Annotated in this window: 11 protein-coding genes; 1 reads left to right on the top strand and 10 read right to left on the bottom strand. The window is 45.6% G+C overall.

Annotated elements, in window-relative coordinates; all coding sequences use genetic code 11:
* Positions 1–131 precede the first annotated feature (131 nt).
* The 3 genes from LIQ05_RS03940 to mscL form a co-directional block, all read right to left on the bottom strand.
* A complete protein-coding gene (locus LIQ05_RS03940) occupies positions 132–671 on the bottom strand; it encodes a DUF2284 domain-containing protein (protein WP_226818788.1) in 540 nt (179 codons plus the stop codon).
* 19 nt (positions 672–690) lie between these two features.
* Positions 691–1632 carry a tRNA dihydrouridine synthase gene (locus LIQ05_RS03935; protein WP_226818786.1) on the bottom strand — a complete coding sequence of 314 codons (942 nt, stop codon included), beginning with the start codon at positions 1630–1632 and terminating at the stop codon, positions 691–693.
* A 178-nt stretch (positions 1633–1810) separates the two neighbouring features.
* Positions 1811–2230 carry a large conductance mechanosensitive channel protein MscL gene (mscL, locus tag LIQ05_RS03930; RefSeq protein ID WP_226818784.1) on the bottom strand — a complete coding sequence of 140 codons (420 nt, stop codon included), beginning with the start codon at positions 2228–2230 and terminating at the stop codon, positions 1811–1813.
* Between the two features lie 293 nt (positions 2231–2523).
* On the opposite strand from mscL, the gene LIQ05_RS03925 reads away from it, so the two are divergent.
* Positions 2524–3681 (top strand): pyridoxal phosphate-dependent aminotransferase, encoded by a 1158-nt coding sequence (locus LIQ05_RS03925; RefSeq protein WP_226818782.1) that lies wholly within the window; start codon positions 2524–2526, stop codon positions 3679–3681.
* Positions 3682–3841: 160 nt separating this feature from the next.
* On the opposite strand, the gene rlmH is transcribed toward LIQ05_RS03925, so the two are convergent.
* The 7 genes from rlmH to LIQ05_RS03890 all read right to left on the bottom strand — a co-directional run bounded on the left by rlmH (position 3842) and on the right by LIQ05_RS03890 (position 12256).
* Positions 3842–4321, bottom strand: a complete 480-nt coding sequence (gene rlmH, locus LIQ05_RS03920; RefSeq protein WP_226818780.1) for a 23S rRNA (pseudouridine(1915)-N(3))-methyltransferase RlmH — start codon at positions 4319–4321, stop codon at positions 3842–3844.
* Positions 4322–4456: 135 nt separating this feature from the next.
* A complete protein-coding gene (locus tag LIQ05_RS03915; RefSeq protein ID WP_226818779.1) occupies positions 4457–4759 on the bottom strand; it encodes a Dabb family protein in 303 nt (100 codons plus the stop codon).
* Between the two features lie 125 nt (positions 4760–4884).
* On the bottom strand, positions 4885–7926 hold the full coding sequence (locus LIQ05_RS03910) for a DNA translocase FtsK 4TM domain-containing protein (protein WP_226818777.1): 3042 nt from the start codon (positions 7924–7926) through the stop codon (positions 4885–4887).
* Between the two features lie 18 nt (positions 7927–7944).
* Entirely contained in the window at positions 7945–8820 is an 876-nt protein-coding gene (locus LIQ05_RS03905) for an undecaprenyl-diphosphate phosphatase (protein WP_226818775.1), read from the bottom strand.
* A gap of 305 nt (positions 8821–9125) precedes the next feature.
* Complete coding sequence (gene gltA / locus LIQ05_RS03900) at positions 9126–10523, bottom strand: NADPH-dependent glutamate synthase (protein WP_226818773.1); 1398 nt, start codon at positions 10521–10523, stop codon at positions 9126–9128.
* Positions 10523–11410 carry a sulfide/dihydroorotate dehydrogenase-like FAD/NAD-binding protein gene (locus tag LIQ05_RS03895; RefSeq protein WP_195587320.1) on the bottom strand — a complete coding sequence of 296 codons (888 nt, stop codon included), beginning with the start codon at positions 11408–11410 and terminating at the stop codon, positions 10523–10525. The genes gltA and LIQ05_RS03895 overlap by 1 nt, the downstream gene beginning before the upstream one ends.
* A 198-nt stretch (positions 11411–11608) precedes the next feature.
* Entirely contained in the window at positions 11609–12256 is a 648-nt protein-coding gene (locus tag LIQ05_RS03890) for a ClpP family protease (RefSeq protein ID WP_416385976.1), read from the bottom strand.
* Between the last annotated feature and the right edge of the window lie 159 nt (positions 12257–12415).

The raw sequence follows: 12415 nt of genomic DNA, 5'->3' as shown, positions 1-12415 counted from the left end.
TTTTGCTGTGCAGTTCTGTCCATAATTGCCAGGCTGCGCCCCTATATCGGTATGTAAATCCAGGCTCTGCCGTTACTTCCTGGCTTTGTATTTTATACAAATCCTGTTCCTGATAAATATTTATGCCTTTATCAACGAAAAAGCACCAGGGAAAACCACAGGATGGTGTTTCCGCCAAGATTATACTCCATGGAATGACGCTCTACCAGTTCATTTACCACCACACCATGGCTTTCCAGACAGGGATGCATTTTCTCCGGGAAACGGCAGGGCTTTCCTTCCAGATAGGCACAGTGTTCACATAAATCACAGGATTCTGTAGATAAGGTAAAGGACTCAAAGCCTTCCCCTTTCAGAAATCCAGCAACCTCTGTAGTCAGTTCTTCGTGGGCGTCCCTGGTGGTAAGCATTTCTTCCATGTTCATCAGATCAGAAACCTCTGCCACACTGGAGAAAAAAATCCCATTAGGATAACTGTGGATCCGCTTTCCACATTCTTCCAGGCTGCCCACAGCCGGGGGACAGGCCCAGGTAGTGCCGTAGCGCTGGCACTCCTGCCTGCAGATGGTGCGCACACGCTCTCTCACTTCTATTTCAACAGTATCCAAAAGACGGTATTCGTAGATGGGATACTGGGATATGAATTCTTCAAAACGACTTATATCTAACATGTGATTCCTCTTTCAATATTTAATCAACCAGATCCTGCTCTGCAAACAGACTGGATACCACAGACAAATACTCTGGCAGGTGCTGGGATTTCTTAATTTTCTTGGCGTATTTCTCATAATTAGTGAAATTAACTGCCATATAGCTCCACAGTTCTTTCATGCGGAACAATACATTTCGTTCCCCGGAAAGCAATTCCTGATATTCTTCAAAAAGGCAGTCGTGGAATTCTCTTAATGTCTTTTTATCTGGACGGTTTCCCTCACGGATTTCAGTTACCAGCCCAGGATTGGTGATCAGTCCCCTTCCATACATGAAACAATCCGTCTCTGGAAAAAGCTCTGTAATCCTTTTATAATCCGCCACAGAAAACAGGTTTCCATTATAACAAAGTGGCATTTTCAGACGTTTCACCGCCTTCTCATAAGCTCCAAGGCGGGGGACTCCCCGATACATGTCTGTCTGGATCCTTGGGTGGATGATCAGCTCGTACATGGGATATTTCTCATAAATCGCCAGCAGGTAATCCCAGTCTTCCTCGTAATGGGTTCCGACCCTGGTCTTTACGGAAATCTTCATATCCAGCTCCGAGAAAATCTGATCCAGGAACTGATCCAGCTTTTGGGGCTCTGCCAAAAATCCGGCGCCTTTTCCCTTAGCTGTAACTGTTCCTGAAGGACAGCCAAGATTCAGATTCACTTCCTCATGTCCATAATCCTCCTTCAGAAGCTGCGCTGTGCGGATAAAATCATCTGCATTGCAGGTTAGGATCTGGGGAACCACATACATTCCCTCATTTCGCTCCGGCGAGACCTCACAGATTTCCTGGAAGCTGAGGTTCTTCTTTGGTTTCGCAGAAATAAAGGGGGTAAAATATTTATCCATTGGATGGTAAAACCGGTGATAAGCCCGGCGGTATATAAAGTTGGTAACGCCCTCCATAGGGGCCATGTAATCTTTCATTTAATTCCTCGCATGTCTGTTTTCATTATCACTATATTAGATTATAACACAAATTCGGCTGTAGCAGTTCACAAAATCATACTTCATTTTGCAAAATGCACAGCCGAATTCTTTCTTTTGTTCGTTGCCTGCCTATAAATCTCTTAATAGACACTCACTAGCCAAAATCGACTCGTTGTTACTTCTCCTCTTCCAGAACAGAAGTACAGTGCGGACATCTTGTTGCCTCCAGAGGAATTTCGCTCTTGCAGAACGGACATACCTTAGTGATAGGCACTTCCTCTTCCTTCGGTGCGGAAAATTTCTCAGCTGCTTTATTCAGTGTTTTCACAATGATAAAGATGATCAGTGCCATGATCAGGAAGTTGATCACAGCTGTGATAAATTTACCATAGTTCAAAGTGGCATCTCCTGCCAGCTTTACACTCAGCTGATCAAAGTTAATCCCGCCGAAAATACCCAGAATCGGGTTGATGATGTCATCTACCAGAGATGTAACAATATTGGAAAAAGCACCGCCGATAATTACACCGACTGCCATATCCATTACATTACCACGGCTGATAAATGTCTTGAATTCTTCGAGAAACTTCTTCATGTTCTTCTTTCCTTCCCTGGTTTGATATAGCCAATTATACACGTTTCTTCACCTTTAGACAATGCAATCTTAACTGGCTGATGCTATTTTTCTTCATAATTTGTAGAAAAATAGGAACCTTCCCTTATCCGGCAGTCACCTCCAGCAGTCATTCAATTATTGTTTGTTTATGATAACACAAATGTCTTTCCGGAAAACACATTTTTATCTTGCACTCTGTTCTGGTAATGTGATAGAATAAACAGGATTTTAGCACAGGTTTGTGAATTTGAATGAAAGAAGGCTTACAGACGATGAACTTTTCCAAAAGACTGGATTTATTTGGAGATGAAATTTTTGCCGCATTAAACGAAAGACGGCTTGAGCTTGAAAAACAAGGAAAAAAAATATACAACATGAGTGTGGGGACTCCGGATTTTCATACACCGGATCACATTAAGAAAGCGCTTATGGAAGCTGCCGCTGATGACCAGAACTGGCGTTACAGTCTCCGTGACCTGCCAGAGCTTCTGGATGCGGTCTGTGCATATTACAAGAAACGGTTTGGCGTGGAGATCACACCAGATATGGTAATGACCGTTTACGGCAGCCAGGAAGGTATGGGACACCTTGGCATGACCTTATGCGACGAGGGAGATGTAGTTCTTCTGCCAGATCCATGCTACCCGGTTTTTGCAGCCGGAAGTAAGCTTGGTGGCGCCGTTCCCTACTACTATCCTCTTGTGGCAGAACATGATTTCCTGCCATATGTAAAAGATATTCCAGAGGATGTGGCACGCAAGGCCCGTTACATGGTAGTTTCCCTTCCGTCCAACCCGGTAGGCAGCATTGCCACTCCCGGGCTTTATGAGGAAATCATTGCGTTTGCAAAAAAATATGACATTCTTATTATCCACGATAACGCATACAGCGACATTATCTTCGATGGCGTAGAGGGTGGAAGTTTTCTTGCCTCACCTGGCGCAAAAGAAGTTGGGGTTGAATTTTTCAGCCTTTCCAAATCCTTTAACGTAACCGGTGCCAGAATCAGTTTTCTCATCGGAAATCCGGAGATCATTGCTGCCCTTAAAAAGCTTCGCAGCCAGATTGACTTCGGTATGTTCCTGCCCATCCAGAAAGCTGCTATCGCAGCCCTTAAAGGACCTCTTGACAGCGTAAAAGAACAGTGCAGACAATACCAGGCCCGCCGTGACGCTCTCTGCGACGGACTTGCCTCCATCGGCTGGGAGAAGCCAAATGGCAAAGGAACCATGTTCGTATGGGCTAAGATCCCAGGAAACCGCACCGATAGCATGGCATTTTGTATGGAACTGATGGAAAAAGCAGGCGTCATCGTTACTCCAGGCGCAAGCTTTGGTCCTCACGGGGAAGGATATGTCCGCTTCGCGCTGGTACTTCCGCCTGAGAAAATCAAAGAAGCCGTGGAATCCATCCGTACAAGCGGAATCTAAACAAGACAAAACACGCTCTGCAAGTTCTGCCCGTTATCGCGGCAGTCTCCAAGGTCTCGTGTAAACATGGATTTTGGCTCGTTGCTCGCGTAAACAACAAACTCCCAAATGTTAGCAGTTTCAATCTAACATCTGGGAGTTTTTATATCTGCAAACCTCATCACTTATGATAAGGTTCATGATTTATGATCCGGTATCCCCTGTAGATCTGTTCCAGCAGGATCATCTGCATCAGCTGGTGAGGGAAAGTCATTCTGGAAAAACTAAGCTTATAATCTGCCCGTTTCAAAACAGCATCGGAAAGCCCAAGGGAGCCTCCGATCACAAAGGCGATACTGCTCTTTCCCTGGACACCAAGTTTTGCGACCAGATCCGACAATTCTACAGAATCCAGCATTTTCCCCTCTATTGCAAGGGCAATCACGTAATCTGTGTCGCGGATATGGCTAAGAAGCCGGTTGCCTTCTATCTCCTTGATCTGACGGTTCAGTGCATCCGAAGCCTTATCCGGTGTTTTTTCATCTGGTACCTGGATAAAATTCAGCTTGCAGTAACGGCTAAGGCGCTTGGCATATTCTGCGATTCCATCATTTAAATATTTCTCTTTAACCTTTCCAACTGTGATAATACGAATTTCCATTTTTGATTCGTTACTCCATTACAATCTCAATACAATTGCCATATGAAAATGGCATGCAGATGTTAAGTATACTAATTAAGCACGTGTCTGAAAAAGCAAATTACAGCAGCCGTCACTTAATATTTGCTATATTTATTATATCTCGAAGTCCATAGCCACGCGATCGCATACATTTGGTCTTACATAGGTATCTGCCACATGGACATGGTTCGGGTTTACTGCATAGGCAGCCAGTGCCTCAGCGCTCTCCAGCTCCGTGATGAGACATAAATCTCTGGTGCTGGATGGAAGCAGATCTGTGATAACCTCTGCCTTAATAAGTCCTGGAACAACTCCTACCAGTCCTTCCAGATGCTCTTTGATCTGTGCCTTTAACTCTGGTTTCTTTTCCTCTGGGATCTCTTTTTTAAATGACCACATTACCATATGTTTTACCATTGTTTCAGTCTCCTTTACATGTATTTTCTTAACTATCTCATCAATTCATAAATCTGTTCCAAAACGCATTTAAATAAATTTTGCATTACTATTTAAGAACGGAATGCAAAGGTATGAATCAAATTTTACAAATGTTCCTCCACATAAGTCTGGAATTCATCCATACTCATCAATACCTTACGGGGCTTCGTGCCCTCCTCCGGGCCTACTACTCCTGCATCACACAGCTGGTCCATAATACGGGCTGCGCGGTTAAAGCCAATCTTATACATTCTCTGCAGCATACCGATAGAGGCCTTCTCCTTCTCAATAATGAACCTTCCGGCCTGCTCGAAATAAACATCCCTCTCATTGCCGCCGGAGCTTCCTCCGGCGGTGAGAACTGCATTGTTCATCTGCTGCTCAATCTTATTGTCATAATCTGTCCGCGGATTCTTATCTGCAAGAAAGTCCACGATACTGCTGACCTCATCATCCGATACAAACGCTCCCTGCAGTCTGGCAGGCTTCTGATATCCCTGTGGATAAAACAGCATGTCTCCTTTACCAAGAAGCTTCTCTGCACCGTTCATGTCCAGAATAGTTCTGGAATCCACGCCGGAAGTAACTGCAAACGCAATACGCGACGGCATATTTGCCTTAATAAGACCGGTAATAACATTAACAGATGGTCTCTGGGTTGCAATAACCAGATGGATACCTGCTGCACGTGCCAGCTGGGCCAGACGGCAGATGGCATCCTCCACCTCTCCAGGCGCAACCATCATAAGGTCTGCAAGCTCGTCTACGATAATGACGATCTGACACATTTTCTCCGGCCGCTGCTCTCCCTCCGGGAACTTCATCTTCTCAATCTTACGGTTAAACTCTTCCAGATTTCGCACTCCATACTCTGCAAAAGTATTGTAACGGTTGCTCATCTCACTTACCGCCCAGTTCAAGGCTCCAGCCGCCTTCTTCGGATCTGTGACAACCGGAATGAACAAATGGGGAATTCCATTGTAAACGCTAAGCTCTACCACCTTCGGATCGATCATGATCAGCTTGACTTCATCCGGTTTCGCTTTATATAAAATACTGATGATCAGGGTGTTGATACAGACAGATTTACCAGAACCAGTGGAACCAGCGATCAGAAGGTGGGGCATCCTGGCAATATCAGCCACAACAGTCTTGCCCTCAATATCCTTACCAGCAGCAAAAGCCAGCTTGGACTTGGCATTCATAAATTCCGGGCTCTGGATCAGATCACGGAGCATAACTGCACTGTGCTCTTTATTGGGAACCTCGATTCCTACAGCAGCTTTTCCAGGGATTGGGGCTTCAATACGGATATCCGGTGCTGCAAGATTCAGCTTAATATCATCGGAAAGTCCTACAATCTTACTTACCTTCACGCCCATTTCCGGCTGAAGCTCATATCTGGTAACAGTAGGTCCACAGCTTACATTGGTAACCTTGGCATTTACCCCGAAATTATACAGGATTTCCTGGAGCTTCTGGGCTGTTTTTCGAAGATGGGCATCGGAATCCCCCTGGGCCTTGCCATTTCCCCGCTTCAGAAGACTTACCGGAGGGTACTGGTATTCTTTCTTCACGGCTGCTTCCTGGGTATTGATCTCATGCTGGATGTTTACAATGCCATTGGCAATCTCCTGCTTAGAAGATTTAGGATTCCTGGCAGGCTGATGCGCAGGTGTATCTTCCAGGGCAGCCCTCTCCTGTGCATTTCCGTTCTCCTGACTGGAAGCCCTGACAGTACCAGCATTACAGGTACCATTTTCCCCAGATGCAGGCTCTTTCAATCCCCGGGCTGTACTCTGCATGGTTGCCATAGCCTCATTAAAATCCACCCCTGCATAGCTGTCTTCAGCTTCTTCCGGTTCTTCTGCTTCTGGCAGCACCGGGCTGTCCATATAACTTTCATCCTGTTCTTTTACAGCAGAAGCCTCTGCATCCGTCTCAGGTATTTCTTCCCACTCAGGCTCTGAGCGGTGAATTGCAAACTTCATCTGTGCATCTTCATGTGCTCCTCTGCCATCTGCTTCAAGGTTATTTGCTGGAAATCCACTCCCGCTATTCTCCTTGGCATATGTAAACTCCATCCCATTTTCAGGGTTCTCCCCTTCCGGATTCACCGCATTCTCTGGATTTAAGGGAAATTCCTGTTCCGCTGGCTCTGGATCTCCTTCTGCCTTTTTGTTTCCAAACAGATCTGTTCCATTAAGAAAACCGGAAGATGACTGGTTTTCATTGCCTCTCTGACGGCGCCTTCTGCTTTCTGCCTCTTCCTGGGTTCTTTTCCCAGATCTGCTTCCAGATGCGTTCCTGGATTTCGTCCCTGCCTTTGTGGCAGATTTCTTTCCCAAAAGAGAAGAACTCTCCTCTTCCGTATCCAGACCTTCTTCTGCAAGAGCAGCCTCTAATTCCTGCATTCTCTTCTCCCGGCGTTCCTGGGCTGCCATCTGGCGTTGCTGGGCTTTCAGCTGCTTTTTAAGCTCACGCTCTGGTGCACCCTCCTGATAAAGAGCCTGCCGGCCTTTCACCGCTTCTAAGATCCGGTCATAAAGCATATATAAAAATCCCAGAAAAGAATGCTGGGTGATCAGGATCAGGCATACCAGGATCACAAGTACAATGATCACATATGCGCCAATGGTTCCAAATGCAGAGATCGTAGAAATACAGATCGCGCCTCCAATGGCACCGCCTCCTGTACGGTATTCAGCGCTGATTCTGTAATACTCTGCAAGGGTGGTACTCTCTGCATATCCTTCTGTAAAAAGCTGGGTCAGTCCACAGAACACCAGAAACAATACTGCAGCTGCAGCAGTTTTTTTATAGGCAAGCACATTTCCTTTATTGGAAATTAAAAAGGCTGCCATAATAAAAAGAACAATAGGGAAGACATAAGCCATCAATCCCATCCCCCCCATAAGTACCTTGCTGATAGTTCCGCCCACACTTCCCCCAAGGCCAATACAACTGACCATAAGGATGATGGAAGCTGCCATCAGCACCAGAAGAATGATCTCTGTCTGAAAGCCACTGGATATAGACTGTTTTCCTGTTGTATTTTTCTTAGTGGAAGTCCGTCCGGAGGTTTTCTTCTTCCCGGAAGTCCGTCCTTTTGTTGTTGATTTCTTCGGCGTATTAGACGCTGCCATTTAAAAGCTCCCCCTTCATCAGGCAAAATTACTAATAAGCGCTATGGCTCCTGCCACAAAGCAATAAAATGCGAAATAGCGCAGTTTCGCATGCTGTACGATCTGAAGAAGGAAACGGATCATAAAGTATCCAACTACTCCTGCTACGATCATTCCAAGAATATAAGTAAAACCAAGAGACACGGTCATCTTCGGTGTGGTAAACTGCGGGACCTCCAGAAACAGTGATCCCAGAATTGCAGGAATACTGATCAGATAAGAATATTTCACTGCAAATTTCCTGCTGAAGCCACATAAAAGCCCGGCACAGATGGTCATTCCACATCTGGAGATTCCTGGAAATACAGAAATTCCCTGACAAATTCCAACCCACATGGCATTGTCATATGTAACATCTTTCGGTGTCTTGATCCCGCCAATATTGCTAAGATCTGTCACCAGAAGGAACACTCCAGTCACAAGAATACACGCTCCTGGAAGCAGCGGTGAAATAGCTGCCCTGGTCACAAGTCTTCTGCAAATATATCCAAGCATTGCAGTAGGAACAAACGAAACTGCCATAATCGCCGTAAATTTACGATAGGTACCATGTACCACTCTGGCATAATGAAGGTTCTCTCCTGTCCTGCGATTATGGAAATAAATATTCGCATTGCCGACCAGATCCATGATCATGCCAAGAAGTTCCTCTCCGATTCTGCGGATATCATTCCAGAATGCAAAGAAAATGGCCACCAATGTACCTACATGAAGAAGCACTTCGAAAAGAACTGCCGTATTGCGGGTGATTCCCATTGCATTCTCTATCGCTGCCAGATGTCCGAAACTGCTCACAGGAAGAAACTCCGTGATTCCCTGAACAATTCCCAATAAGATTGCCTGTAAAACTGACATAATAAATATTTCCTTTTCTTTTTTTGGGTAAGGCAGACTGCAAAAGCCCACCAAGCGAATCCATTATATCATAAAACAGGATAAGATACAACTTTTATTCGAACGACTGTTTCCCTGTGATCTTCGCCAGTTACTGTTCACTCTTTGACCAGTAACACGCTCCGCGATGCACAGAAATCATGCTTTCGCATGATTTCGCGCCAAATTTTTTCCTGCCATATAAAAATCCCCGTCCAGGATTTCAAATCGGAAATCCCAGACGGGGAAACACATTCTATCTTACTTTTTCGTAAAACAGATTTTTATTATTTTGCGTATTTGCTCTTAATATACTCATCGATACCGCGGGCGCCTGCTTTACCTGCTCCCATAGCAAGGATAACAGTTGCCGCACCTGTAACAGCATCTCCACCAGCATATACACCCTCTTTGGAGGTCTTACCAAACTCTTCGTCAGCGATGATACATTTTCTCTTATTTACATCAAGACCGATGGTTGTGGAAGAGATCAGCGGGTTCGGGCTTGTACCAAGGGACATGATAACAGTATCAACGTCGATGGTAAACTCAGAACCAGGAATCTCAACAGGACGTCTTCTTCCGGAAGCATCCGGCTCGCCAAGCTCCATACGGATACATTTGATACCGGTTACCCAGTCTTTGTCATCTGTAAGGATCTCAACCGGATTGCAGAGAAGATCAAACTGTACGCCCTCTTCTTTAGCGTGATGAACTTCCTCTTTACGTGCAGGAAGCTCTGCCTCAGAACGACGATAGATGATATGTACCTCTGCTCCAAGACGAAGTGCAGTTCTTGCAGCGTCCATGGCAACGTTACCACCACCTACAACAGCAACTTTCTTGCCGTGTGCGATCGGGGTATCATAATCCTCGCGGAATGCTTTCATAAGGTTGTTACGTGTCAGGTACTCGTTTGCGGAGAATACGCCGTTTGCCTGCTCTCCCGGGATTCCCATGAACATAGGAAGTCCGGCACCGGATCCGATAAATACAGCCTCGAAGCCCTCATCCTTCAGGAGCTCGTCGATTGTTACAGATTTACCAATGATAACGTTGGTCTCGATCTTAACGCCGAGAGATTTTACATTCTCAACCTCTGCAGCAACTACTTTGTCTTTTGGAAGACGGAATTCCGGAATACCATAAACAAGAACACCGCCTGCTTTGTGAAGAGCCTCGAAGATTGTTACATCGTAACCCATCTTTGCAAGGTCTCCGGCACAGGTAAGCCCGGAAGGACCGGAACCGATAACTGCAACCTTGTGTCCGTTCTTCTGTGCAGCCGGAACTGGTTTGATACCATTCTCCTTAGCCCAGTCAGCAACGAAACGCTCCAGTTTACCGATAGAAACAGCCTCACCTTTCATACCGCGGATACATTTACCCTCGCACTGTGTCTCCTGAGGACATACACGTCCGCAGACAGCCGGAAGAGCACTGGACTCGCCGATGATCTGGTAAGCTTTCTCAAAGTTTCCTTCTTTTACTTCATGAACGAAGCCTGGGATATTGATAGATACCGGGCATCCTTCCATACATTTTGCTTTCTTACAGCCAAGACAACGGTTTGCTTCTTCCATTGCCTCTTCTTTATTATAACCAAGGCAAACCTCTTCAAAGTTAGTCGCACGTACCTTAGGAGCCTGCTCTCTGACTGGTACCTTCTTTAATACATCTGCCATTATTTGTCACCTCCACACTGTCCGCATCCGCCGTGATGGGTATCGCCTTCCTGAAGCTTCAGAAGAGCACGTCCCTCTTCGGTCTTATACATCTGCTGTCTCTTCATGGCAAGATCGAAGTCAACTTTATGTCCATCAAATTCCGGTCCATCAACGCAGGCAAATTTAACTTCGCCGCCAACCATCAAACGACAGGCACCGCACATACCGGTTCCGTCTACCATGATCGGGTTCATGCTGACAACTGTAGGAATGTTCAGTTCTTTTGTTAACAGGCAGACAAATTTCATCATGATCATAGGTCCGATTGCAACGCAGAGATCATACTCTTTGCCCTGGTTCTGTACAAGGTCACGAAGTACGTCTGTACCCATACCTTTACGTACATAAGAACCATCATCTGTAGTAACATACAGATTACATACTTCTTTCATCTTGTCCTCAAGAATAAGGAGATCCTTTGTCTTGGCACCAACGATTGCATCAGCAGTAATGCCGTGCTCATGAAGCCATTTTACCTGAGGATATACAGGAGCTGTTCCAACACCACCTGCTACGAAAACAATTTTTTTCTTCTTAAGCTCTTCAATGTCCTCGTGGCAAAGCTCAGATGGCTGTCCCAGCGGTCCAACGAAGTCTTCGAAATAATCGCCTGCTTTCAGCTCGGACATCTTGGTTGTAGAAGCACCAGCCGGCTGGAAAACGATTGTTACAGTACCTTTCTCTGCATCATAATCGCAGATTGTAAGCGGAATTCTCTCTCCTACTTCGTCCATCTTTACGATGACGAACTGGCCAGGCAGACAATGCTTAGCCACACGAGGAGCTTCCACATCCATAAGAAAAACATTTGCAGAAAGTTTCTCTGCGTTGAGTATCTTATACATAGTTCCCTCCTGAAGTACTATATTTGTCACTGCTCACTCCACGGGCAGCGGCCTATATTTAACCGTCACTTCATGTATATGTCCGCTGTATGGACACTTGTGTCGGTCATATCCTATAACACTATAGCACAAAAAAGTGGGTTAGTAAAATGAAATTCTCCTGTTTTTCTTATATTTTTCCAAAAAATGTATAAATTATTATTTTTCAGTGGTTTTGCTTTTCTCTTCGCCGATCAATTCATATAATTTTCCAAGGGCTTCCTTCATTCCGCCCACTTCATCGATCAATCCTTCCCTTACAGCTTCCGGGCCTTCTAACAGGGTTCCCACATCCTTTACCAGCTGTGTGGTATCCAGCATCAGTTCTTCCAGCCGTTCCTGGGAAGTATGGGAATGGTTGGAAATGAAGGTAGTGATCCGGTCCTGGATCTTCTCCATGTTGCGGTAGGACTGGGCAACTCCGATAAACATGCCGTTTGTGCGCACTGGGTGAATCACCATGGTGGCGCTTGGGACAACAAAGGAATAGTCTGCGGAAACAGCCATGGGAACACCAATGGAATGACCGCCGCCAAGGACCAGGGAAACAGTTGGCACGCTCAAAGACGCGATCATCTCTGCAATGGCAAGGCCGGCTTCCACATCGCCACCCACTGTGTTTAACAAAACCAGAAGCCCGTCCACAGATTCGTCGTCTTCGATCGTGGCTAGCCTGGGCAGAACATGCTCATACTTTGTAGTCTTACTGTTGGATGGCGCAGACTCGTGGCCTTCCACTTCGCCTATGATGGTCAGAAGCTCCACCTTATATTTATTGGCATTCTCATTTAAAGTAATCTGCCCCATATCGAGAATCTGCTTATTTTGCTGTTCTTCTTTTTCCAAAGCTTCTTTTTTTCCGCTTTCTGTCTGATTTTCCCTAATTGAGTCATTATCTGTTTTTTTTTCTATTTTCTGCATAAAAATACCTCCACACAATCGTATGGAGGTATTATCTGCAAATCT

The organism is Blautia glucerasea, assembly GCF_020537505.1.
Taxonomy (GTDB): domain Bacteria; phylum Bacillota; class Clostridia; order Lachnospirales; family Lachnospiraceae; genus Blautia_A.
Note: the sequence above shows the minus strand (reverse complement) of the source record. Positions and strands in the feature narration are given on the sequence as shown.

What these genes read in the sequence shown, in the direction of transcription:
- LIQ05_RS03940 (WP_226818788.1), bottom strand. Translation starts at nt 671, where the DNA reads ATGTTAGATATAAGTCGTTTTGAAGAATTCATATCCCAGTATCCCATC.
- LIQ05_RS03935 (WP_226818786.1), bottom strand. Translation starts at nt 1,632, where the DNA reads ATGAAAGATTACATGGCCCCTATGGAGGGCGTTACCAACTTTATATAC.
- mscL (WP_226818784.1), bottom strand. Translation starts at nt 2,230, where the DNA reads ATGAAGAAGTTTCTCGAAGAATTCAAGACATTTATCAGCCGTGGTAAT.
- LIQ05_RS03925 (WP_226818782.1), top strand. Translation starts at nt 2,524, where the DNA reads ATGAACTTTTCCAAAAGACTGGATTTATTTGGAGATGAAATTTTTGCC.
- rlmH (WP_226818780.1), bottom strand. Translation starts at nt 4,321, where the DNA reads ATGGAAATTCGTATTATCACAGTTGGAAAGGTTAAAGAGAAATATTTA.
- LIQ05_RS03915 (WP_226818779.1), bottom strand. Translation starts at nt 4,759, where the DNA reads ATGGTAAAACATATGGTAATGTGGTCATTTAAAAAAGAGATCCCAGAG.
- LIQ05_RS03910 (WP_226818777.1), bottom strand. Translation starts at nt 7,926, where the DNA reads ATGGCAGCGTCTAATACGCCGAAGAAATCAACAACAAAAGGACGGACT.
- LIQ05_RS03905 (WP_226818775.1), bottom strand. Translation starts at nt 8,820, where the DNA reads ATGTCAGTTTTACAGGCAATCTTATTGGGAATTGTTCAGGGAATCACG.
- gltA (WP_226818773.1), bottom strand. Translation starts at nt 10,523, where the DNA reads ATGGCAGATGTATTAAAGAAGGTACCAGTCAGAGAGCAGGCTCCTAAG.
- LIQ05_RS03895 (WP_195587320.1), bottom strand. Translation starts at nt 11,410, where the DNA reads ATGTATAAGATACTCAACGCAGAGAAACTTTCTGCAAATGTTTTTCTT.
- LIQ05_RS03890 (WP_416385976.1), bottom strand. Translation starts at nt 12,256, where the DNA reads ATGGGGCAGATTACTTTAAATGAGAATGCCAATAAATATAAGGTGGAG.